Genomic DNA, 26168 nt, shown 5'->3' on the forward strand with positions numbered 1-26168 from the left:
ATAAGACCAACCAGTTTGAAAAAGGGACATTCGTATCTTTTTATTTGAGGGTCGATAGTATTCCTTCTTGTTGCTTTATGTGATGTCAATACTGATTGGGAGCAGAAAAGGATTTTTCCTATCTTTATCAAACTCTATAACATGGGTTTATCCCTTCTTTCTGTCACTATGTTAGTACGTGGAGTGGTACAGGCATTAGGGGTTGAAATCTTAAAAGAAGTCCATTCAACGCTATCTGATGTTGCAGGGATAGGACATATATATATAGAAGGAATCGGAATTGTGTGCTTTTACTAGTACTTAGAAAAAGCACACATGAAGATGTATAAAATAAAAAAGCAAATGTTTAGCCTTCTTTCCCTCAGTTTATGGTTTTTAATCGAATGATTAGGGATAAAAACTGTTTTTTCTTTGTAAAACGATGTGGTTATAAGAACTTTTTGATTACTTGATAGGGGAAGCGTGACAATCATCTGTAAAGAAATAGTTTTGTTTCAAAGAAGAGAGTGGGATGCTTAAGCACAAGGAAGACTTGTCAAAATTGCTAATTTATTTAAAATAATCTGGCAATTCTATCTTAAGTTGTGCTAAAATAGCTCTAACTAACACAAAGTGTTAGCTGTTGAATGAAACGTAGAAATAAAAGGAATAAAGGAGAGAGAAGCATGACAACATTGTATCAACGAGCTAATATTTTTAATGGAAAAGAAGAAGCACTCATTACAGACGGGTGGTTTGTCGTAGATAACACCAGTGGGCGAATTACAGCGATGGGAAGTGGCAAAGCCCCTCAAGCGGATGTTGTCGTGGACTTAAAGGGCAAGTATGTGATGCCAGGATTGATTAATGCCCACACGCATATGACGATGGATCCTGATGCTTTGGATTCAGGCTTAGCTGTCAATGAAATAGAAGCCAGTGTGTTAGCACTCAAAAATCTTCATACCTGCTTAAAATCTGGTGTGACTTATATTCGTGAATGTGGTGCCACTTATGATATTGATATTACGATGGCGCGATTGGAACGTGAAGGGAAAATCAGCCAAGTACCAGAGATTATGCCGTCAGGACGGGCTTACTCTATGACAGGTGGACATGGCGATATGCCCAACTTTTCTTGCTTAGTAGATTCTCCAGACGAAATGAGACATGCTATTCGGCAAGGCATGAAGAACGGCGCACAAACCATTAAGTTGATGGCGACAGGTGGGGTGATGACAGAAGACGATCATATGTTTCAACCTCAGTTATCAATAGAAGAGATGCGGGTAGCAGTTGCAGAAGCTCATCATAAGGGACGGACAGTATCTGCACACGCGGAAGGTCCTCAAGGAATCAAAAATGCAATTGCAGCAGGAGTAGATGGGGTTGAACATTGCTTCTATTGTGATGATGAAGATATTGAAAAGATGATTGAACAAGGCACACATGTCAATCCAACTGTTGTGGCAGACTGGATTATTGCCACGAAAGGGAAAGCCACTTTACCTACTTTTCAAGTTGTGAAAGCAGCCAATGCTTTAGACGATTTATTAGCTAATTTGAAAAAAGCTTGGGACGCAGGCGTTAAGATGGGCTTAGGAACGGATGCAGGCACACCTTTTAATGGGTTTGAGATGACGCCAGTAGAATTGGAATTGATGGTAGAATTACTTGATCGGACGCCCTACCAAGCTTTGATGACATCTTATGCCTCAGCTGAATTTATGCGTATTGATAAAGACTATGGCTCATTAGAAACAGGGAAATATGCGGACTTTTTAGTCTTAAAACATAATCCTTTAGTTGATATTAAGGCTGTTCAAGAAATAGATAAAGCCGTTTATAAAAAAGGGGTTCGCCAATTTTAAAGGCGAAGAGAAGGCTAGTTTAAGAGGGAAGTGATGTTATGAAACCTATTTATGCTTTTACTGTAATTATGATTGTAATTGCGATTGGCAATATGATCGCTGTGAAGACCAAAAGTATTGTTTCTATGCTTTTTTCCGTATCTGCAATTTTTGTGATTGGTTTTTCTTTTGGATTGCCTCGCTCTATATTTGCGGATTCGACCCTGTTAGCTTTTGGAGCGATGCTGATTCCTCCACTTTTAGTTCATTTGGGGACTTCTATGAATATTCGACAGTTACTAGACCAATGGCGTGTGGTGATTGTTGCTTTGACGGCGATTGTGGGTATTGTTGTGTTTGTTGTGGGCATAGGGCAATTGATTGTGGGCCCTAAGGCTGCCTTTACTGCTGCGCCTCCTATTGCTGGGGGAGTCATTGCTGGCATACAGATGGGGCAAACAGCAGCAAGTATTGGACAACCTGAATTACAAATTTTGGCTTCACTTTTAGTTGTCGTTCAAGGATTTGTAGGGTATCCTATTGCTTCTTATGTCTTAAAAAGAGAAGGACAAAATATTTTGACTGCTTACCGTCAAGGTACCTTGCCGCCTCTTCCTTCTGATAATGGATTACAATCCCAAAAACACATGATTGGGGATATTTATGAAGAATTGAAATCTGATGAATGGTATTTAGCTAAGCTGGGCTTTGTTGCTGCTTTAGCAGTGTTACTCTCTCAAAGCATCAAAGCCATGGTGGGATATAACTTACTCGATCAAAATATTCTTGCTCTTATTTTTGGGGTGATCGCCCATCAAGTAGGTTTATTGGAAGCTAAGCCAATCAATAAGGCCAACTCTTATGGTATTTCTATGGCGGCTTTAACGGTGGTTGTGATCAGTGGATTATCTCGTGCGACAGTAGATGTTCTTTTAAAATTATTGCCAATTATTTTAGTGACGTTAGTATTGGGAACGATTGGCATTATCATTTTTGCAAGTTTAGCAGGGAAGCGACTAAATGTGTCTCCTTGGTTAGCTATGGGAATTGGAATTTCCGCTCTTTTTGGTTTCCCAGGGACTTATATTGTTCCTATTGAAGTGTCTAATGCTTTATCCACTAACCACGAAGAACGACAGGTCATCTTAGAGCGCATACAACCGCAAATGTTAGTAGCTGGGTTTATTACTGTTTCTATTGCCTCTGTTGTGTTGGCGGGAATCTTATCACCAATGCTGGGTGCATTAGGCTAAGGGATGTTTTTGCATACAAGGAAAAGGGAGATGAGCCGTTTAGTCGGACATCTCCTTTTTTGATAGAGAATTCCACCAAAAGGGCCGCCCCCCTATTGGAAAGGTTATTACGCTTTTTACGTCCAGAAGGGATTTGCTCAGCTTTTGAAGGCGAAGCAGCAGTTTCTTTTTTCTACTGACTCACTAGAAGAGAAAGAAAGGCGAATGGATTTTATGGCCGATCTGTTATACAATAACACTGGAGTAGTTTTCACTTTATTTCTTGAAAGAGAAAATATATTTGACTAAAGTCGGAAAGCCCATCAGCCAAACCCAAACATAAAAAAGAGTAAAGGACGAGAAGGACATATGGTAGGTAAAAATAATCAACAAAACCAATTCAAACAGAGAAGTGAACACATGAAGCGCTATGGTATTCGCAAACTAAAAGTAGGCGTGGCTTCTGTTGCAATAGCTAGCTGTTTTTTGTTGCCTTCAGCAATGTCAGTGTCCGCTGCTGAAACAAAACCAGTGTCAACTGATCAAGTTAGGGAAACGAATCAAGGAGCTAAGGAAAATAAACAAATCAAGTCGAAGATTCAAGCATATTCTTCTGGTCAAGCGGCAGCTAATCTGAAGCAATCTGCTCCTGCAGATAACCTTCAAACAAAGGGCAATTCAGTGGTGGCAACGGATCATCAGGATCCTAAGAAAAAAGATCAACAAGCTGTAACTAGTGAGATTAAGGACAAGAAACCTGAGCAAAAGACAAAACAAGATACGCCGGTTGATGAAACAAGTCATTCTAATAAAGTACCTGTTAATCAAACTCATCTAGAAGCAAAAGATCAATCAACTGCTAATGATCAAGTAACTAATGAAAAAAGTGGCAAAGTTTATAACTTACGTTTTGTTTATACATTAGCAGATAATGTCGTTTCGCAACTCTATCAGCCATATGAACTAACACTTACTGAAAGAGAACTTGACAAAAAAGACTTTGTTAAATATTTGGAAGTGCCCCATTTGGTGGGATATCGTACGGATAGCGGCACTTATGTCAAAAAGAATAATCAGTATGTTCTAGCAGGCGATTTAGATGAAAAAGAAACACACTATATCAAAATTGATGCCGCTTATATCAAAGTGCATGCTCAAATTGACGCAAATGATAAAAGTGGATTGCATTATAAAGGAATAGTCAACGTACCGTATACTCCAGAACAAAAAGTTTATTACGTTCGTCATTTAGTGCAAAAATTTGATAAGCCGAATGAATTTGAAGATGTCCAGTTACCTGATTCTGTTTATAAAGTTACTAAGACAATTACCGAAAATGGTAAACAAAAACAGGTTGCATTAACTCGTAATTATGGAGCTGTAGGTGAAGTGGCATATGCTCAGCCAATCTTCATTCCAGGTTATCGCCCGGAAACTAACCTGCTTCGTTCTGCTTTACCAGATAGCGATCAGCCAGTAATATTTACTTTGCGTTATTATCGTGATAGTTATGAAGTCAAATATGACACGGATAATGGTACTAGCATACGTACTAAGCGAGTATACTACCAGCAACCGGTGACAGAGGTTCAGGATCCTACACGTCGCGGTTATGTATTTCAAGGTTGGACAGTGAGTGGATTGTCAGATAGTGAACATTCGGATTCCAAAGTAAACAAGGATCAAAAGTTTACAAGTATTAAATCGATGCCCGCTAATGGAGTCACCTTTAAAGCACACTGGAAAGCAAATGCAACAGCTGAGTATACAGTTAACGTTTGGGCTCAAAAAGCAGATCTTGTCGATTATGATCACCCAGACAATATTGTGAACTATGATTTTGTCGGACGTTTTAAGCGAACTGTTGATACATTTGCTAAAAAAGGTGATGGTTCAGTAGATGAATCTAAACCGACTACAATTGATGATCCTCACATCAAACAAGAAGAAATAGAAAAGATGGCTTTCCCTGATACAGTAGAAAGCGATCGTAAGACTGCTGCTGAGTTTGGAAAGTACTACGTCTTAAATGACAGATTTACTAAAGTAATGAACCACTTAATGGTGGATAAGAAAACAGGAAAAACAACACTTAAGTTTACTAAGCCAGATGCACGACACCAGAGTCGTGCGATCATTCGCCCAGAAGGCGACACAGTGCTAGATCTGATTTATGATCGCAAACCTTATGATCTGATTTTTGCTAAAGGGGATGTTGTAGCGGGTGTTGATACTTCTACTAGTGGTGTTGATAGTGGTTACAATACACCAATTGTCAAACCGGATGCTGAAGGAAAATGGGTAACTTATTGGTATGATAATACTGCTCAGCCAGATTTTGATCAGAATGGTGATTTTCAATTTGACGAGCGAAATATTGTCAAAATGAAGCCTAGAACAGATGGCAAGCCGCTTTATTCGCCTTATGTCGTCAGAGCACGCTATGGTGCGTCATTACAATATCGCTGGCCAATAGAATCAGAAGTCAGAATGCAACGACATGAAGGTGTTGATCTTGATACACATGGTGATCCTACTAGAGGGTCAGATGATGCCATTGGATTTTTGGGCTTTGTATTGAAAAACAAAGCTGAAAAGGGTAAAAGTGAATATGCTGAATATGGTGCATATAGGGATACGCCACCTTATCGAGTAACCAAGGCCTTTTTGGGAGGAACAGATTCTTTACCTAATCCACATCTGACTTTGTATGGAAAACCATTGAAATCCAATTGGCGGTTGCTGACGACAGATTTAACTGATTTAAGGCTAAACAGAGGTAAAGTTGAACCACAAAAAGTGATTATCAGGTTGGAAACTGATCAGTCAGCTAAGAAAAATGATGATAAGGATCGTCATTATGTATTCTCATTGGAATCCTATTCCAAAAATGACACAAGCAATGGTGACTATACGTATAATTGCCCGCTAATTAAAGGTTATCAGGTAGTTCCAGAAGATGCTCATAAAAAAGCTGAACAAATGGATGCTGATGATATGAGTGAAAAGCTTGATGATATTATGGAAGAAGATTATGAGAACTATAAAAAAGATCAGCCTGATTATAAGGGAACTTTAGAGGATTACAAGTTGCTAGTTCTTTCAGCTAATCAACGCTGGCAATATGAGTTTTATTTACGCCATCATCCTGAATATCTTCCTGAATTAAATCCGATGGCAGCAGATTATGTAGCTAAGCATCCGGGGCGTCAAAAGAATGATTTCTTTAATCTATTAATTAGTGGTCGTTTAACTGGAGATAAGGACCAAGTCCAAAAAGCTTATGAACAATTAGAAGCTGGTTTTACCCGATATAAGCAATTAAGTGAAGATATTAATAATTATGTTAAAGAGTCTTATGAACAATATAAGAAAGATTGGGTAGCAAAAGGTGGTGACGAATCTGATATTGAGCCGGCTGATCCAGATGATCCAGATCATCTTTCATCAGGAAGCCCTGTTTTGGAGTTACCTGAATATAAGCGTTGGGTTTTAGGTAATCGTAAGTTACTTGATAAAGAGCATCCTTTAGACGAGATGTATGAGGATTATAAAACTAAGCATCCTGATTTTTTAGGAAGTCCGACAGATTTTACTTTTCTATTTGAGCAACATGCATCACCTATTTATTATACTAAGTATAATTCTACTGATAAGTTGGATGGTCCAGATAATATGGATACTGAACCTTATGAAAAGAATACGTTATTAGTTTATAGGTATAAGCGTTGTCACTATAAGCTGCAATTCTTTGGTAATAGGGATGCTGATAAGGCACTTGCTGAAGAAGACCATCCTTATAGCGAAAATATTAGAAATGCTTCATATAATGATGAAGTGAAGGTTGTTCCACTTAAGGCCAATGATCCTAAGCATCATCTACCTTATCAATGGGAATTTAGAGGTCAAACAATTACTCGACCAACTTATTTACCAGAAGATTACGTCTTTAAAGGTTGGGCACTGGATGCTGGTGGTACGCAGCCTTTAATTCCTAGTGGCTTTACGAAAGAAGAACAAAAGAATCTATCACCAATTGGGATGCCTGAAGGAGGCTTAGCTCTTTATCCGATATGGGGACCTTCTGAAGTTAAACATAAAGTGACCATCAATTATTGGAACAATAAGTCCTATGATATGGAGTTAGTTCATGATCAGATTTTACATGAGCATGAGAAACCAGAAGGAACGGATGACCCCTTCGTGAAAGATCCGCCTCATCAGAAGGGTTATGCCTTTACTGGTTGGGTAATTGAGGTTAAAGATAAAGATGGCAAGGTGCAAGAGCATCCATATGCTTTTGATAATCCAGTGGTTGAAGATATGACATTGAAGGCAAAATATGTGCCAGATGTGCGTGTGACAGCAACTATCCATCATTATTTACTCAAGCCCGGTGAAACAATCAAAGCTTACTATGACCTCTTTAAGCAAGAACAAGACCTAGATAAGCAAATAACTGCTTGCACTGATGCAAACAAGGTTAATGAATTGCGTGCTACAAAATCAGAATTGACCAAGAAACGGATGGCGATGGTTGATAAAGATGCTGTGCAGACAATAGATAATTTACGACCTGACGCAACTTATTCTGCTCAGGCAGTTTATGAAGGACCACAATATTTCCCAGATACACAATTTGATCAGATTACTGTTAACAAAGATGCAAAGAAGAATGTCGCTTGGTTTGTTTACCAAGTATTCGGACAAAACATGTATAAAGTTCAATATCATGATGCTCATGGGAAGGATATTTTACCACCGCAGACGATTAGAACAGGTAATCTTGATTGGGATGTTGCTACAGCACCGCAAATTCCAGGTTATCGCTTTAACAAAGTAAGCGTACCTGACCGAGATGCCAAAGATAAGCAAAAAGATGACACACATCCACAAGGGCAAATGACATTTGAAGTGACTCCAGAAGGTAACGGAGTTAATAAAGTATATAATGTTATTTTCACCTATGATGATGTACGGATATTGAAGCGAAAAGATAAATCACAAGCAACTCCAGCAGGTTATCAGCGGATTTACTACAACACTGATGGCAACGGAAAATTAGTAACTACTGATGATAAAGACAAACAACCTGTAGCTAATTTGACTTATGATGTTGTTGACGGTCTGCAGAATGGGTTGTTGCCAGATATAAAGCCACAGGCAAATCCAGGTTATCGCTTTGTCCGTTGGGATCCAGCTGTACCAGATACATTGGCTTCAGTTAAATCACGAACCTACACTGCAATTTTTGAACCAGATATTAGCACCAGAAAAGATAATCCATATATCATTAGCGTTGGTGATAAATTACCAGATGCTAAAGAGTTATTAGCAGGTGCAAAAAATCTGCCAAAAGATGTAACAGTAGCTTATGCTGAGGATCCAGGAAAGCTTAATGGAGACTTTATTGTACCAAACGGTGCCAAAGTACCTGATCGAACTTATGTTGATCGTCCAGTTAAGTTATTGATTAACTATGATGCAGTCGATGAAGCAGGAAAAACTAGTCACAGGACAATCGAGTTAAATACCACTTTAACTGTGGTGAACCCTGTAGTCGCTCAATCTAGAATCTTGTCTGCTGATTTGAGTGATCAAGATCAAAAGAAGAGCGGAATTGATAAGCATACGCTAGCTGTCGATCGTTATATTCGCACGCACTATAAGCTCGTTACTTTTGATGCTAAACAAAATGGTGATTTTGCTAGTCCTGACGTGGAGCGTAGTTACTATGTGAAACCAGATGTCGAAGTTACTATTCCAAGACCTGGAGTGATAGCTAAAGCTGGTTATGATTTCAGCGGTTGGAAACAAGGAAATACGCCTTATTCCAAGGGAGTTAAGGGTAAATTCAGTGATAAGACGACCATTGAAGCGGACTATCAGGCACATGCGATGACGCTTAAGCCAATGATTCTGAGTGTTGGTGATCAGGCACCAGAAGCTAAGGCATTGGTAACTAATAGTGATAAGTTGTCTGATGCTGCTAAGTTTAGTTATAGTGGGTCTGCCCCAACTACACAAAAAGCAGGTAACCAACAAGTTACAGTTGTTAATACAGATGGTGTTAAGCAGTCAACAACCATTCAAGTGATTGATAATATCGTTTCTAATAATCAATTCCAAGGTTTGAGTGAAGCAGAAAAGGCTTATATTAAAGCACATTATAAGCGAATTGCCTTTTCAGCTGGTCAACATGGTCAATTTGATCCTAAAGATGAAACTATCTATTATGTAAATCCTGATCGTGTACATGATCTTAGCAAGTTAGCTCCGCATGTAACAGCTAAGAGGGGATATAAGCAAGGAAATGGTTTAGCTAATACAGGATTTAGTTGCAAGTTGAAGGATGTTCGTTTCGATTATGATACAGACATTGTAGCTACTTATCAGGAAGTTGATCCGACGACCAAGAATTTGATTATTAGACAAGGGATGTCTTTGCCGAAGGCGAGTGAATTCATTGAGTCTCTACCTCAAGGTACAGAGGTTGCTTACGACTTTGGATCAGAATCTGCTCAAAAATATGCTCAAGAAGAAGTAGGACATACTAAAGTGATTCCGTTGACATTAACTTATAAACAAGCAGATAAAATTACAAGAACAGCTCATTGTGTAGCATATCTTACTATTTTACCGTCTGTGATTGCTCAAGGTTCTGAAACTGCACCAGATTATGTAGACTACATTAAGAAGAATTATCGCACAATTACCTTTGATGCAGGTAAAGATGGGCAATTGAATGGTGCATCAACATATTTTGTTGATCCTGATCGTGAAGTAGATTTGACTTCTATTCAACCAGGGGTGACAGCCAATACTGGTCAGCAGTTTATCGGTTGGAATAAGGAACTTAAGGGTAAATTTACTCAGAATACGACCATTGAAGCTACTTATCGTCAAGCTCCGAAACCAGAACCGTGTCCAGTATGTCCAACGCCTAAGCCACAGCCGAAGAGGGGAACCTTCAAGGAAATTCACATTTATGTCACTAAGGATGAAGATGGAAAGATTATTAGTACAATCCAAAGTGAAAATAGAGTGATTGGTTATGACGGCGATGAGTACACAACCAGGAAGAATGAAAAAGATGGATTTGAATTTAAAGGAATAAAAGATCTACAAGATAATCCAACTTATTCAACAGACGGCAAGAGTACGACAGGTAAGATAGTAGGAGATAAGAATCAATCGATAACTTACGTCTATGAAAAAGTCGTTAAGAAAGAACAACCAGCTCCAATTCCAACACCTAAGCCAGAACCAACGCCAGTTCCAGTTCCAACGCCGCAGCCCGAACCAAGGCCAGAGCCGCAGCCGCAGCCAGAGCCGCAGCCGCAGCCCGAACCAAGGCCAGAGCCGCAGCCGCAGCCAGAGCCTAAGCCAGAGCCTAAGCCAGAGCCGCAGCCAGAGTCGCAGCCAGAATGTAGATGGAAGGAAGAGGCTAAGGGAGTAGAACCAGTTGTGTTTAAAACAGCAGATAGGCAAGCGACAACAAGACATGCAGCTTTTTCTCACTGTTGTTTGCCGAAAACGGGAATTGTGGATAATCAAGTAGGATTATTGAGTGTCGGCTTATTGATAGGAAGCGGTATTTTCTTTCTTCCTAAACGGTCCCGCCGTTCAACCAATTGAGCGAGTGGATCTACTTCAATAAAAAAGTAATCAGGAGCCAACTTTGATGACAGCAGTGTAAGGCGTCATTAAGGTTGGCTTTTTATTCTTAAGATAGCTCCAAAATAATGGGGAACATTATCGTTTATAGGTTCGTTTTAAAAATAAGGAGAAGTATGGCAGAATAAAAACGATTGAATTTTAAATACAATGAGGAGATGTCAGTTTATGTCAGATGGTTAATGACAAAGATAAAACGATACTTCCGAAAACAGGACTTATGTTGAACGAGCTGTTACCGATAATGGCAATTCTTTTGATTGGGGTAGGTTATGTATTTAAACACAAGGAAAGCTAAGCAGGATTTAAATAAAAGAATGAGAAATTTGTCAAAAATATAAAAAGATTAGTGAATAATGAAAAATAAGCGTAGACACAGAAAGTCTACGCTTATTTTGATATTTATTTTGGAGGATAGGGATTTAGAAGATAAGGAAAATATTTTTATCGAAAATGTTTCAAAAAAAATTACAATTGTGTTACAATCTAAGTGAAGAAAGATGAAAGTAAAGGAGGAGCATTTATGAAAAAAGTATTTTTATCAGGAATGATTGTTATGGCTTCTTTAGTTGCTTTTTCTCAATTAGATGCTTTAACGAGTCAAGCCCAAAAAGAAGAGAGACCACTGGTTCAGCAAGAGCTTACTCAATCTCCAAAGACAGAAGTAGGCTTAAGAGAGCAATCACTTTATCGTATTCAGTTAAAAGATCAAGTCCTTCCTAAGAGGGAAGAGCGCCCCTCATCTCAAGTGGCAGCTACTAAGACAAAAGAAGTAGCCAAAGATATGAAAGTAAGTCCTCGACAAAACAAATCTAACCTTTTAGTCACGCCAATCAATGAAAAGATTACTCAATATGAATATCGAAGAGACAATTCGGATGGAACGAGATCGTCTCTAGAAGCTATCTATCGGGTAAATACAGAGACGAAAGAAGTCTATCAGTTAAATCAAGTAACAGGAGATTGGCAAAAAGTTAAATAATAAATCATCAAAAAAGAGTGAACCGTGTATGTTATCGTACGCGGTTCACTCTTTTTTATAGACAGATGAAGAGAACTCATTAAGCTCTTTCGAAGGTTCCATAGACTTTTACTTCGCCATTTTGTACCATCGTTTGGCCTCTGGCAATAACGGTGTCAATCGAAAGATCGGTAGGATCTAATAAGAGAATATCTGCATCCTTTCCTATTTCCAATGCGCCTTTGTGTGGGAAGTTTAAGATTCTAGCTACGTTAGAAGTTAAGGTAGGAAGGACTTGCTCAAGCGGAATTCCTTCTTTGAGGACGGCTTCTTGTAAGCCAATTAATAAGGATTTAGCGGAGCCTATTCCTATGCCTAGGAATTTTCCGCTTTCATCAAAACGAGGCAAGCTGCCTTGTCCATCAGAAGACAGGGTGACGCATTCAGTCGTCAGACCTTCGTCTAAGACTTGACGTAAAATTCTTCTGAAAGGAATTTCCCCAGTTAATTTTTCTGCCATTTCGGGATCTTCACTCGCTGTGATATCGAAGGTCCCACCTTGTTTTGCAAAAGCGATCGCTTGATCTACTAATCCTTGACTTCTGCCACAGTGGGTTGGGAGGAAGTTGGTAATTGGAATATCTGTCTCTTTGATAGCTCTAAAGAGGAATTCTAACTTGCCTTCATTTGGACCAACGTGACAATTTACAAGACCGGCTTTTCCTGAAAGTAAGCCTCCTGTACGAGCATCTGCAGCGGCATGAGCAAATTGTTCGAATGTAGGCGCTCCGTTTCGATGATCAGAGATAGCAATTTCACCAATGCCAATGACTTTATCGATGGCCATGAGATCTTGAATGATGGAGGAAGTAATGGTTTTAACAGGTAAACGATAATTTCCAACATAAATGTAAGTAGCTATCCCTTCGATATCTAAGGCACGAGCTTTGGCTAAAAGCGCCATATCGTCTCGGCACACGCCATCTGTTCCTAATAACCCACAGACAGTAGTAACACCGGCTGTTGTTAGTTGGCTGAGTTGAACTTCAGGGGTACGATTTTGATACCCGTTTTCTCCACCGCCTCCTAAAATATGGAAGTGACTGTCGATAAAGCCAGGACAGGCGATTTTTCCTTTGGCATCGATAATTTCTATGTCTAAAGCAGAGCAGTTTATATCGATTGAGGAATCGATCGCGAGAATACGTTGACTGTCGATTAAAAGATCACAGACTCCAGAATAAGCGGGACGATAGAGAGTCACATTTTTTAGTAATTTCATAGCATATTTCCTCCTAACTTAAGATAAAGTGAAGGGCTGCATTAATGGTAGCCGATCATGATGGCAATAACAATGAAAATGGTTCCTAATCCGAATAAGAAAGCTTGCATCTTCAGTTGGAATTTGGCCCAGTTTGACCAATCGATGCGTGCTGCAGCTAGGCAGCCGATTAAAGAAGCTGAAACAGGAGTAAAGGCATCCACAAATCCTGACCCGAGTTGGAAGGCCAAAACGGCCACTTGACGGGTAATCCCTAAGATATCTGCTAAAGGTGCCATGATAGGCATAGTTAGAGCAGCTTGACCGGAGTTTGAAGTCACGACTAAGTTAAATAAACTTTGGAAGATGTACATAAACCAAGCTCCGATAATACTTGGAAGACCTTGAAGGGCATTTCCTACGTGATAGAGAATAGTATTTAAAGTAGAGAAAGTTCCAGCATCAGATCCCCCTAAAACTAAGAGAATCCCCTTAGCCATCCCTACAACAACAGCGGTAGGGGCTAAGTCTGAGACGCCATCTCTAAAAGCATAAGCGAGATCGTTAAAGGTGAGTTGTTTGTTGCTGGTCAAGACACCTGTAAAACCTGCTGCAAGTCCCATAACGAAGAATTGAGAAGCAAGTTCAGGAATAGAATAGCCCTGACGCATAACACCCCAAACAATCCAAATTAATCCGAATAGCATTTCAATGAGGATAATTTTATGACCGAAAATAAAGTTCTTCTGGTGGTTGTCTTCATTGTTGAGGTTATTTCTAAAATAAGCATCAGATTCGTAACTTGGAGAAAGTTCAGGATTGGCATGGATTTTCTTTGCATAAACCATGGTAAAGGCACAAGATAAGGCGGTTAAAATGAACCACATGATAATTCTGAAACCAGCCCCAGAAAGAGCAGGAAGTCCAGAAATCCCTTGAGCAATGGCAATCGAGAAAGGACTCATCCAAGAACCCGCATTTCCAATTTGAGAAGCGGCGAAAGTGACGGTAACAGCAACGATAGAGTCATAACCAATAGCTACCATGAAAGGAGCAATGATCATAACGAAAGGAATTACTTGTTCAGACGCCCCGAAGGTTGCTCCGGCAAAGGAGAATAAGAAAAAGAGAAGCGGAATCGCTAATTTTTCCATACCTCTGGCACTATTAACAAAAGCATAAATTCCAGCGTCAATGGCGCCTGTACGCATGATCATCCCAAAAGAGCCACCGACGACTAAGAGGAGAGCAACAATCCCGATGGCTGAGCCATAGCGGTCACCGGTCACGATTCCTTCAAAAATATAATTTAAAACCCCGAAGCCGTGATGATCTTTGGTTCCCCAAAGGACAGCTGTTTTATGTTGCTTTTGGCTTGTATCATAGATACTATCCCCATAAAGTTTGTAAAGTTCACTCTCTTCCAATCCTGCTTTTTCAAGCTTTTCTAAATTAAGTTCTTCAGGAGAGTCGATTAACTTTTTCAAAAGAGGTTCTTTGACCTTTAGCTTGTTGAGTTGGTCGGGGTGTTTAATGAGTTCGTTTAAATCAGACCGTAAGACCTCTTGTTTTAATGGATGAGCATAGCGGAAAGAATTATCTTGTAAGACTATCCGTGATTTTTCTTGTCCATCCGGTGTTTGATACACTATTTTTTCTGTAGTATATTTTCCTGCTGGAATCATAATAGTAAGTAACCAAGCAACAAGAACGATACCAAAAATAATGACGTAAGTATGTGGGGTACGAAAAGCGGGTTGATTATTTGCTTTTTCTTGCGTTTGTGTAGAATCCAATAAAATAGCCTCCTTAGACTCAGTAAAAATAGTTAACGCATTTATTTTATCAGAAAAGGCGAGCTGTCAACAATTTTATTTAAAATTGTTTCTTAAAAAGAAGGTTTATTAAAAATAAAATATCTAGTCAGAGGGGGAAAATACAAAAAATGAAAATAAAAAACTATTGACTTTCATTTTTTGTCATTTATAATAGGATTAATTTAAAGATTCGATGAAGCAAAGAGTAGTTGGTGATTCTCCAGTTGAGCGAGGGACGTAGGATGGAAGGTCCTCTGGAGGCTATCGATGAACCGCATTGCGGAGATGACTGGTCGAAAGTTGAGATTAGTCCGCAGATGTCTGCGTTAACAAACAGAGTGTTATTAGGAAGCTAATGACAAATTAGAGTGGTACCGTGGAAAAAAAGTCCGCCTCTTCAGAGAGGCGGACTTTTTTTGTTTTGGATTTGTTTTATCGATTAAGAATTTATAAAGGAGGCTATAGCTATGGCTAAAAAGTGGAAATGGATGTTACGAATAAGTGTATTCATGAGTCTTATGTTAGGCTTAGTAGGTTTCAAGCAGGAAGTTTGGGCTGAAGTATCTCAAACAAGTCCGCAAGTGGCTGAAAATGATCGATTGTTAGAAGAAATTAAGGAACGTGGCGTTTTACGCTTTGGAACAGCGAGTGGCTATGCGCCTTTTGAATTTACGGTTTTAGAAAATGGGAAAAATAAAGTAGTGGGATCTGATATTTTTCTGGCCCAAGCTATTGCAGATGCGATTGGCGTTCGTTTAGAGATTGTGGATATGGAGTTTGGAAGTTTAATTCCAGCCATGGAAAGTGGATCGATTGATATTATTATTGCGGGAATGTCTTATACGCCTGAACGTGATAAAACGGTAGATTTTTCTCATTATTACAATCAAGATAATCAATTCTTTGTGATTAAGAAGAAAGATCAAGACAGAATTACAGGAGCGGATGCTTTTAAAGAAGGTGGAAAAATAGGCGTGAGCGATAATACCTTACAAGCCACTCTTGTGAGTGAAAAAATTCCCACAGCTAATAAAGTCACCATGAGAAAATCGGCGGATGCTATTTCTGCTCTACTTTCTGGTCAAGTAGAAGCCGTGTTACTGGATGAATCAGTGGCTAAGGCTTTTGCAGCAGAACATGAGGATTTATTAGCGATTCCTTCTGGTTTAGATGTTTCTGCTGATGGAAAATCTGTAGCTGTTCCCAATAATCAACCTCAATTGTTAGCGGTGGTGAATGATACAGTTGATCGCTTAGTAGAAAATGGTAAGATGGATGAATTTTTAGAGCAGTCTTATACTCTCATTAGAGAAAATCAAAAAGATTCCTGGCTTAAGTATTGGCCTTATTTCTGGGATGGCATTAAAGTAACTGTGATTATTGCTACTTTTGCTGTGGCTGTAGGGGTAGTCCTCGGTTTCTTCTTAGCCCTTATGCGGCTATCTGATATTAAAATTCTACAAGTCGTGGCTGCTTCTTATGTGGAATTTGTTCGGGGCACGCCGATGATGGTGCAAGTCCTCTTTATCTTTTTGAGTCTTGGAGCTACCTTTAGTCTTTCTTCATTGTGGTCAGGAATGATTGCTGTGGCTTTGAATTCTGGAGCCTATGTTTGCGAGATCTTCCGTGGAGGTATTAAAGCAGTGGATAAAGGGCAAATGGAAGCTGCACGGTCCCTAGGATTATCTTATTGGACGACGATGCGCAAGGTTATTTTTCCGCAGTCTTTACGGTCAATATGGCCGTCCTTAGGAAATGAATTTATTACTTTGTTGAAAGATTCTTCTATTGTTTCTACGATAGGAGTAGCGGAATTAACCTTCCAAACTCGGGCGGTAACCTCTCTTACCTATAAAGGGATTGTGCCTTTGGTAATTGCGATGTTGTGTTACTTTATAATGACCTTCCTCTTATCCAGAGGACTTTCGTGGTATGAAAAGAAAATCGAGAAAAAATTTGCTTAGAATATAGGAATGGTTGCGTAGAAAAAGGAGTGAAAGTAATGGCGATTTGGTCAAATAAATTTCATCAGGCAATGAATACGTCAGCGTATGACTTTAATCAATCCATTCAGGTCGATGCAAGATTATTGGATGCCGATTTACGAGGAAGTATTGGACACGCCAAGATGTTAGGAAATCAGGAAGTACTTACCCCAATCGAGGCAGATCAACTCTGCCAAACCTTGCAAGTAATGCGTGAAGAATATGCAGCAGGTAAGTTGGTCATCGATTATAGTTGTGAAGATATCCATAGTTTTATTGAAGAAGAATTAACCAAACGACTGGGTGCGATCGGCAAAAAAATTCATACCGGAAGAAGTCGGAATGATCAAGTAGCGACTGCTATGAAAATTTATGCGAAAGACGCTGCTCAATCTCTTCAAGAAGGCTTAAAAAAAGCAGTGCTGACTTTCTGTGATCAGGCGGAGATTTACAAAGAAACGATTATGCCAGGCTATACCCATCTTCAAAGAGCTCAACCGATTACCTATGGGCATTATTTGATGGCTTATGTCGAAATGTTTCGTCGGGATTATGGTCGGTTAGGAGATGTGATTAAACGGATTGATCAAACCCTTCCTTTGGGAGCAGGGGCCCTTGCAACTACCACTTTCCCTTTAGATCGTTTTCAAACAGCTGAATTTCTTGGCTTTGAGTCGCCATCCTTAAACAGTTTAGATGCTGTGGCTGATAGAGATTATAGTTTAGAGTTTTTAAGTGCTTTAGCAGTTATGGCTATGCATCTCAGTCGATATGCAGAAGAAACCATTTTATGGGCAAGTCAGGAGTTTCATTTTGTTCATATAGAAGATACTTTTTCAACTGGGTCTTCGATCATGCCTCAGAAGAAGAATGCAGATATTCATGAATTGATGCGTGGGAAAACGGGACGTGTGTATGGCGATTTGATGGCTGTTTTAACCTTGATGAAAGGATTGCCTCTGACTTATAATAAGGACTTGCAAGAGGAAAAAGAACGCTTTTTTGATGCGATTGATACCATGACGATGATGGTCAGTCTTTTACCTGAGATGCTAAAAGCGACGCAACCAAATACAGAAGCGATGTATAAGGCTGCTGGCAAAGGCTTCTTGAATGCGACAGATTGTGCAGATTACTTGACAGCTAAGGGTATTCCATTTAGAGAAGCCTATCAAACGACAGGGGATCTCTTACAGTATTGTCAAAGTCATCAAAAGACTTTAGAAACTTTGACCTTGGAGGAATATCAACAGTTTGATCCGCATTTTGATGAAGGAATCTATCAAGCCATTGATTTGAAGACGTGTGTTTATAAGCGCCAAGTTCTTGGAGGACCCGCCCCACAATGTGTTGCCGATCATATTCAAAGAGTTCGTGCATTTTTCTTAGATGATAAAAAAGTAAATTAGAGAGAGGGAAGATAGATGTCAGTGATGAAAAGATTAACAGTAGGGTTAATCACACTTTTTATGATGCTTAGTATTTTGTTAGCAGGGGTGAAACCTGTTGTTCATGCAGAGGAAACCCAAGCAGGAGAAGGAAGTAATCTCCTAGAGCAAGTGAAGGCTCGCGGAGAAATTCGAATTGGTGTGAGTCCAGACTATCCTCCATTTGAATTTATTGCTATGAAAAATGGTAAACAAACGGTGAGTGGTGTCGATATTTCCTTAGGGAATAAGATCGCAAAAGACTTGGGCGTAAAGGCTACTTTTGTGACGATGGAATTTTCGAGCTTACTCTCTTCTTTGGAAGCAGGAAATATTGATGCTATTATTTCTGGGATGGCACGTACCGAAGAAAGAGCAAAATCTGTGGACTTTTCTACAGGTTATCAAGAAGACGAACAAGCGATTATTATTCGGAAAAGTGATGCAGATAAAATTAAAGATAAAAACTCCTTTACGCCAGACATGACGGTTGGTTACCAACAAGGAGCCCTTCAAGAAACCTTGGCCAAAGAACAAATGGCTAATGTTAAGCAGCACACCATGCAACAAATTCCAGATTTGATCAGTGCTCTTCAAACCAAACAAATTGACGGAGTTTTGGTGGACTCTTCTGTTGGAGGATCCCATGTTAAAGCTCACCCAGAAAGTTTAGAGATGGTTATCGGAAAATTTAAGATGACGGACGATAACGCGAAGTACGTGGCTATTCCTAAGAATCAACCCGCCCTTCAAGCAGCGATTAATCAATCCATTGCAGAAGTGAAGGAGCAAGGATTGATTGATCAATGGATGGATGAAGCCTATGATCTCTTAATTAAAAAGGATGAAGGAGAAAAGAAGATTAATTGGTTGGATTACACCCCTTATTATTGGAATGGGGTGAAAATGACCTTACTCATTTCCTTTGTGTCGGTTGTGTGTGGTTTAGTTTTAGGGTCTATTTTAGCCGTGATGCGATTAACAGATAATATTGTATTGTCTGGACTTGCTATGGCTTATGTTGAATTTGTGAGAGGGACACCGTTAATGATTCAAGTCCTCTTTATGTTTTTAGGGATTGGCGGTTTGTTCAATGTTTCGCCGCTAGTGGCAGGAATGATTGCTGTGTCTTTAAACTCCGGTGCTTATGTTTGTGAAGTCATTCGTGGAGGCCTTCAAGCGGTTGATAAAGGACAGAGCGAAGCTGCACGGTCTCTTGGACTCAGTCGACTTAAGACTTTGCGCTTAGTTATTTTCCCTCAATCTCTACGTTCGATTTGGCCTGCTTTAGGGAATGAATTTGTAACCTTGATTAAGGAATCTTCCATTGTTTCGACGATCGGAATTGCTGAATTAACTTTCCAAACACGTGCAGTGACCAGCATTACTTATCAAGGAATTATTCCTTTGGTAATTTCTATGGTAATTTATTTCATTTTGACCTTCTCTTTAACCAGAGGATTAAACGCATTCGAAAAACGGTTAAATGCGAAGTATGCCTAAAAGTAAGGGTAAAGCTATTTTTTAGAACAAGATACATTCAAAAACATTTAGCGCAGGAGTTTTAATAACTTCTGTGCTTTTTATATCGATTTTAATTTCGAAAAAGAAAAGACCGCTTGCAAAAGAAAAATTCTTTGCGAGCGGTCAATAATTAATCAAAGCATCATTTATCTTTTTATTTAATTTAAGGCCTAATGCAAGAATAGAAAGAGCGAAGGAGGGAAATGAAGTTTGAAATCTGGTTTTAGGGAGCTTGATCTCGTGATAGGAAAGAAGAGCCGTGTATTATTACTCTAGTTGAACGGAAAACGCGAAAACTTCTCACCCAGAAGACTTGGAAGTGGGATGCCGCTTCAATTGTAAAGTCCGTAAAAAAGATGATTCTCAAAGAGGAGCAAGAGTATTTAAAAACCTTAACGACCGATAACGGAAGTGAATTTTCTAATCTGTCACAACTTGAAAACGGACTAAAAGATATAAAGGTCTTTTTCACTCACGCTTATTCTGCCTGGGAAAAAGGAACTAACGAAAGGCATAATCGCATGTTAAGAGAATTCTTGCCTAAAGGGACCAGCTTTAAAAATTTGACATACCAAGAGTTGGCGCACTACACGAATACTATAAACAATCGCTTCAGAAAGATCTTAGATTATCAAACGCCCAATGACTGTTACATCATGGAAGTTGCGAAACTTCAGGATACCCTTAGAGAAGTAGGTTAAAGTGCTTAACAAAGTTTAGAGATTCAGAGAGATTCAGAGAGATTCAGGGTGGGCCAGTCAAGGTCCGCTACGCATTCCCCCTTGAATCTCTAAATAGTAATCAAGCGCTCTAAGCTTGAGAAAATGGGCCAAGAAATGATATAATTTTAATGTACCTGTTGAAATGGAGAGTTTTGTGACCAGTGTTGGCAAAATTTGTCATAGAATTCGTCTATTTATTTGTTTAAAAAATTCATTACAGATTAGAGAAAATTAAGGAGATTGTTATGAAAAAATTTAACCCTTCAAGGCATACACCATCAAAAGGTTCTAGGAAGCGTTCTTCACACAAGGTGTACACGCTTCCGTTAGCAACAATGGCTGCTTCACTGACCGCAGCAACCTACTTAGGCGGCCAGCCTGTCAAGGCTGTTCAAGCGACCACAATTTCTACACCAACATACACTGAAACAGCTAAAGAACTTACGAATAGCACAAGCACTGCAACAGCTAAAGGACTTACGAATAGCACAAGCACTGCAACAGCTAAAGGACTTACGAATAGCACAAGCACTGCACCAGCTAATAAGCCTACGAATGGCACGGCTACTAAGTATCAAGATCGTGAAGCTGATGTGGTTGTTAACAATCCAGAATGGCTCAAAACTCCTAGTATTCTTGAGTTCCAGCGTTATCGTGCTACTAATGATGAAAATAAAGATAAAAAGACAATGAATTCCGACGATTATGGTAGCGATGAGCACAATACTCTGATTAAAAAAACGGATATGTATGCACATATCGAAACAATAGATGGTGCTAAATATCTTGTATTCGACGTGTTCTTCAACAATGATGCTCAGTCGATGATAAAGCTTTCAAACAGGCAGTGGTATATATGGCAAGTACCGTACCAAATTGCTAAGTTAAAGTCCGATGGTTTGTTCGAAAACGACACAATTCGCGACTTACGTTTTGACGCTTACAAACTTAAAGATGCATCACAAAATGACAAATTAAAACGCAAGATGAACTTTACTCTTTCGCGCGATTTTGCCAAGTTTGAAAAAGTAGACAATCAGTCAACAACTATAAACTTCCCATATGATAGTGAAAAAAGTTTCGGCGGCAATAGTAATAAGTCCTCAAGTTTCCATTATAGTTTAGGACCGAATCAGACAAAATATGAAAGAGATATGAAAGATCTATTCCGTGAGAATCACAATGATTACGCTCTTGGTAAAGCAACTTGGCTAGATTACCCATATAATGGTAAGAATTATGGAATAGGTATTCAAACTTCAGAAGTAAATCTTGCATTCCATATGCATGCCGCAGTAAAGCTTAACGATACAGCAATTAACGAAAACGCTAAGACGTATGATGAAAAGTACGCTAATATACATAATGCTTGGACTTGGGCAGATTCTGCATCATATGCACGCACAACAAGCTCGTCCTACGTGTGGATTTCTGGACGAGATCCAGAATCTGACCAAGATAAAAACTTAAAGCGCCACAAGGATGACAGCACAGCGCCAAAAATTTATCACAAAGACACTGAAATAACCGACGACAAACAGACCATTCAACTTCATACAGGCGATAAACTAAGCTTCACTACCAGCGATAACAAGGGTTATATTGAGAAGTTTAGCATTTCTGGTTTAACAAAAGATCCTACAATCACGCATGGTGCTGGAAGCGAAGACAAACCGCTTTTATCAGATAGCATCACTGTTACTAAAGAAATGAACGGCAAGAGAGTAACTATTACTTCCGAGGATGGCTCTGGCAACGTTACCACACGCAAAGTTAAAGTCAAAGTTACTACACTTGCTAAAGAACATCCTCTTAGCGGTAAAACCATTGATATTACCGTTGGTGATAAATTACCGGAATTGACAGAACTTGTTGAGATTAAAGACGGAGACAAGCTTAAAGATAATAAGCCAACCTTAGTGTGGAACGGCACTCCTCCAAAAACTGATACAGTTGGCGTATTTACCCATGGTATTAAGGGAACATACTCCGATAATTCCACGAGTATAACAAAACCAGAGACAGGGGTAATCATCAGAGTTAAACCAAAGAAGCCAGTTATCGACACTGTTCTGACTAATCTTGCTGGAAAGAAAGGGCAGAAAGTAACAGTATCTGTTGGAAATGGTATTCCTACTGACGCTAAAGTTACTACAACAGTTAAACTGTTTGATAAAAATAACAACGAAATCGGCTCTACTACAACGATTAACAATGGTAAAGCGGAGATTACTGTTAAGGATGGAATTCCTGAAGGCGACGTGTATGCAACAACGACTGTCACGAAGCCTGAAGAAAAGACTCTTAAAACAACAATTCCAGGATTTGACCTAACTTCAGAAAACAGTGATAAAAAACAAGCTACTGCGCCTAAGGATAATGAAAAACCAACAATTATTGCTACTTCATCGCCTGTAACAGTTGGGCAAGATCTGAAGATTCACATTATCGCTAAAGATGATGTGAAGGTTAAAGAAGTCGACACGTTACAGGCGCTAATGAAAGCCAATCTGCTTCAACAAGCTGATATCCTTAGTGGTCGTGCAAGTGTTTCAAAAACCACTGACACTGATCAGGAACAAGTGTTGGATCTCACTGTTACGAAGATGCAGCCGAAGGAAGTCGGTACACATACTCTAACTCTCACGGTAACCGACTCGGCAGGAAAAACCGGCACCGTAACTCTAACCATAACCGTGAAGCCAGCTGCTCCAACCATCACTACCCCAGCAAACGGAGACGGTCAAGGCTCAGCCACGATCACTCCAGCAACGGATACTGATAGTCTGGAAATCACGTATACGCCAGAAGGCAAAGACAAAGAGAAGACCATCACTGTCAAGAAAGGCGCTGACAACAAGTGGAAGAAGGGTGACGACACTCCAGCAGGCATAATCGTTGATGAAGCCACTGGTAAAGTCACTATTCCAGCAGACAAAGTCAAAGACGATAGTGATGTAAAAGCTAAAGATAAGAAGGGTGACAAAGCTTCCAGCGAAGCCACTGGTAAAGCCAAAAAGAACCCAACTACTCCAGCAACTACACCAGATGCTCCAAAAGTCGAGCCTCAAGATAATGGTTCTGTTGAGGTAACACCAGCAAAGGATACTGATAGTCTGGAAATCACTTATACGCCAGAAGATGGAACCAAAGAGAAGACCTTCACTGTCGAGAAAGACAATGATGGAAACTGGACTGGTAAAGACATTCCAGAAGGCGTAACCGTTGATAAAGCCACTGGTAAAGTCACTATTCCAGCAAACAAAGTCAAAGACGGTAGTGATGTAAAAGCTAAAGATAAGAAGGGGAACAACACTTCCGACGAAGCCACTGGTAAAGCCGGAAACAACGACGGAAATTCTGGTTCTGGAACAGGTTCTGATTCCGGTTCTGGTTCTGATACTGGAAACAGCGAATCTGGAAACAGCAATGGTTCTGGATCTGATTCGGGTAACGACTCCACGTCTAACAATGGTGGTCCAGCTAGCGGATCTACTACTGGTGGTAGCAGCTCTACAGATTCCGGCGCTCAGAATAGCACCAACGAATCAAGTAGCGCTGATAATGCTAACAACGCTGGTAACGCTGAAACCGCTAATGCCGGCAACAGCAACGCTGGTAACGCATCCACTGATGCTTCAGGTTCCAACGCATCTACTAAGTCCGGCAACAAGGTCCCTGCAAAGCATTCGTCCCAATTAGTAAAGACTGGTGCTAAAGGGGAACGAGTAGGATTGATCGGCACAATGATTGGTGCACTGGGAGCTGCAGTAGCATTCTTCTCTCGCAAGAAGAATCGCGAGTAAAAAGTTCACCTACAAAATTAAACAAAAGTAAACTAATAATTGAAAATAATTAGAAAAAGGAGCTGAGCCACAAACCCAGCTCCTTTTCTATATCACTGCTCACTTACACATGCAAACTCTTGTATTGTGATTCAAAACACATCTTATTTAAGAAGCATCACCTTTGAATATATTCAAATAAACGATAATAAAATCAATAAAAACAATTTTTGACAGAACTGCAATATAAAAATTGCTCTTAAACTACATTTGGGAAAATTATGATATATCTTAAGGCACAAGAAACTAATCCAACCGATAGTTTTCTCAGACCATAACGTCTCTTTCTGTGCATGCTTCTTTGGCCCTTTTTGTTGACTGATTTGTTTACTTTTTCCATAAAATCATCTCTTTTAAGTGAATGTATGAATCTTAATCCAGTAAATAATTGGGTTAAGGCTACATAAGTGTATCTAAAAAAGCACAACTCTTTTTTACGAGCGATCGCTCAAATAAGCATTTTGGAATACTATTTATATTATTTTAGAGAGACGGAGACACGATCGAAGGACTTCCTTCACAAAATAGGTGCATTTTATTGGGGATCATAGTACAATAAAACTAACTATTGAAAAAGGAGAGGAAAACATGAAAAAGAAACGGTTGAATTGGAAAGCTATTTTAATTACCGTTATTTCAATCGGCATTGTGATTAGCAGCGGCGTATATGCCATCGTGCAAAAACAAGAAATTAACCAAGAAAAAACAGATGGTACTTTTGAACGGGTACAAGCTCAAATTGATGGTTTGTACTATGATCAAGGGAAGGTCTTTCTTAAAGAAAATTTGCAATCTTCAGAAATTGAAGACTGTGAAAAATCCATAGAAGGACTAAATAAGTATGCCTCTGCACGTAAAGAAATGAAAAAACAATTAAAACAAGTAAAAGACCGCTTCGATATTCAAAAAGTGGTGAATGATTGCTTTGAAAAAGATGAAGGGAAAAACCCTCTGAACGGGATTACCTTACAAAAATATGTTTTGGTTACAAAGGCTTTGAAAACTTCTGATGTAGAGAAAATCACAAAAGATTTTGAAAAGGATCTTAAAACGGATGACGGCTTCTATCAAACGATGAATAAATTATTAGATGAAGCAAAACGGCAATTAAAAATTTATGCCGAATTAGAGGATAAAATTCAAGCCCTAAAAAAGAATACTTCATTAAATTATGATGATGTGAATGATAAGGTGGAAGATTTAAAGGCAGAAGTGGAAGAGGAAGAAAATCCATTCTTTAAATCTCGCTTATTGGAGCGTTTAAGTGAAGCGCCTGAAGAAATTGTGAACGCTATTACTGCCCGCAAAGAAGAAGAAGCACGCAAGAAACATGCGTCTGAACAAGAATTAGAACGTATTCGCAAACGTGGTGAAGAAGAACGTCGTCGTGCGGATGAAGAACGTCGTCGTTTACAAGAAGAACAAAAACGTTTAGCTGCGGAAGCGCGCCGTCAAAACGAAATCAATGAAGCGGAGCAACGGAGAGCAGAACAAGAAAGAAAAGAGCGGGAAGAAAGAGAACGCCAAGAAAAAGAACAGCAAGAAAAACAACGTCAAGAAGAAAGCATAAAGCAAGAGGAAAGTAAAAAACTAGAAGAAAGCCAGAAGCAAGAAGAAAGTAAACGACTAAAAGCAAGTCAAGAACAAGCAAGTTCTCAAGCAGCTTCTTCTCAAGCGTCATCTTCTCAATCCTCTAAAGCCAATAGCCAAGGAGGAAACTCGCAATCTGGAAGCACTTCAGGTCCACAATCCACTAACAATATCACCAATACAGTAACCGGTGGAACAGGAACAGCTACAGTAACGCCTTCAACTACAGGAAATGTAGGGCCTAAAACAAATGGTAAATAAAAGACTTGACTAAAGATGTCCACTTGCAATAGAGTAG

Annotated in this window: 14 protein-coding genes and 1 other annotated feature; of the genes, 11 read left to right on the plus strand and 3 right to left on the minus strand. The window is 39.4% G+C overall.

Annotated elements, in window-relative coordinates; all coding sequences use genetic code 11:
* Positions 1–54 precede the first annotated feature (54 nt).
* The 5 genes from AWM71_RS08655 to AWM71_RS03950 all read left to right on the plus strand — a co-directional run bounded on the left by AWM71_RS08655 (position 55) and on the right by AWM71_RS03950 (position 11720).
* Positions 55–297, plus strand: a complete 243-nt coding sequence (locus tag AWM71_RS08655; protein WP_082632748.1) for a DUF2871 family protein — start codon at positions 55–57, stop codon at positions 295–297.
* Between the two features lie 368 nt (positions 298–665).
* On the plus strand, positions 666–1850 hold the full coding sequence (locus tag AWM71_RS03935; protein ID WP_060776750.1) for a metal-dependent hydrolase family protein: 1185 nt from the start codon (positions 666–668) through the stop codon (positions 1848–1850).
* A 38-nt stretch (positions 1851–1888) separates the two neighbouring features.
* On the plus strand, positions 1889–3082 hold the full coding sequence (locus AWM71_RS03940) for a hypothetical protein (protein ID WP_060776751.1): 1194 nt from the start codon (positions 1889–1891) through the stop codon (positions 3080–3082).
* A 348-nt stretch (positions 3083–3430) separates the two neighbouring features.
* A complete protein-coding gene (locus AWM71_RS08345) occupies positions 3431–10699 on the plus strand; it encodes an InlB B-repeat-containing protein (protein ID WP_144428627.1) in 7269 nt (2422 codons plus the stop codon).
* Between the two features lie 562 nt (positions 10700–11261).
* Positions 11262–11720, plus strand: coding sequence for a hypothetical protein (locus AWM71_RS03950; protein ID WP_060776752.1), 459 nt, complete (start codon positions 11262–11264; stop codon positions 11718–11720).
* A gap of 79 nt (positions 11721–11799) precedes the next feature.
* Here the strand turns inward: AWM71_RS03950 and iadA are convergent, their stop codons facing one another.
* Positions 11800–12981, minus strand: coding sequence for a beta-aspartyl-peptidase (gene iadA / locus AWM71_RS03955; protein ID WP_060776753.1), 1182 nt, complete (start codon positions 12979–12981; stop codon positions 11800–11802).
* 41 nt (positions 12982–13022) lie between these two features.
* Positions 13023–14756, minus strand: a complete 1734-nt coding sequence (yfcC, locus tag AWM71_RS03960) for a putative basic amino acid antiporter YfcC (protein ID WP_060776754.1) — start codon at positions 14754–14756, stop codon at positions 13023–13025.
* A gap of 205 nt (positions 14757–14961) precedes the next feature.
* Positions 14962–15177, plus strand: a binding site (T-box leader).
* 67 nt (positions 15178–15244) lie between these two features.
* Here yfcC and AWM71_RS03965 point away from each other — a divergent pair.
* From AWM71_RS03965 to AWM71_RS03985, 5 genes are all read left to right on the plus strand, one after another.
* Positions 15245–16741, plus strand: a complete 1497-nt coding sequence (locus AWM71_RS03965) for an ABC transporter substrate-binding protein/permease (RefSeq protein ID WP_060776755.1) — start codon at positions 15245–15247, stop codon at positions 16739–16741.
* Positions 16742–16779: 38 nt separating this feature from the next.
* Positions 16780–18171, plus strand: coding sequence for an argininosuccinate lyase (gene argH / locus AWM71_RS03970; protein WP_060776756.1), 1392 nt, complete (start codon positions 16780–16782; stop codon positions 18169–18171).
* 15 nt (positions 18172–18186) lie between these two features.
* Positions 18187–19692: an ABC transporter substrate-binding protein/permease gene (locus tag AWM71_RS03975; RefSeq protein WP_060776757.1), complete on the plus strand. Its 1506-nt coding sequence runs from the start codon at positions 18187–18189 to the stop codon at positions 19690–19692.
* A gap of 287 nt (positions 19693–19979) precedes the next feature.
* Positions 19980–20414, plus strand: a complete 435-nt coding sequence (locus tag AWM71_RS03980; RefSeq protein WP_236701164.1) for an IS30 family transposase — start codon at positions 19980–19982, stop codon at positions 20412–20414.
* 266 nt (positions 20415–20680) lie between these two features.
* Positions 20681–24241, plus strand: coding sequence for a hypothetical protein (locus AWM71_RS03985; protein ID WP_060776759.1), 3561 nt, complete (start codon positions 20681–20683; stop codon positions 24239–24241).
* A 238-nt stretch (positions 24242–24479) separates the two neighbouring features.
* Here AWM71_RS03985 and AWM71_RS08660 read toward each other — a convergent pair whose 3' ends face one another.
* Complete coding sequence (locus AWM71_RS08660; protein ID WP_082632745.1) at positions 24480–24620, minus strand: YSIRK-type signal peptide-containing protein; 141 nt, start codon at positions 24618–24620, stop codon at positions 24480–24482.
* Between the two features lie 248 nt (positions 24621–24868).
* Here AWM71_RS08660 and AWM71_RS03990 point away from each other — a divergent pair, with 248 nt between their 5' ends.
* Positions 24869–26131 carry a hypothetical protein gene (locus AWM71_RS03990; RefSeq protein WP_060776760.1) on the plus strand — a complete coding sequence of 421 codons (1263 nt, stop codon included), beginning with the start codon at positions 24869–24871 and terminating at the stop codon, positions 26129–26131.
* Positions 26132–26168: the final 37 nt, after the last annotated feature.

The organism is Aerococcus christensenii (assembly GCF_001543105.1).
In the GTDB taxonomy this organism is placed as follows: Bacteria; Bacillota; Bacilli; order Lactobacillales; family Aerococcaceae; genus Aerococcus; species Aerococcus christensenii.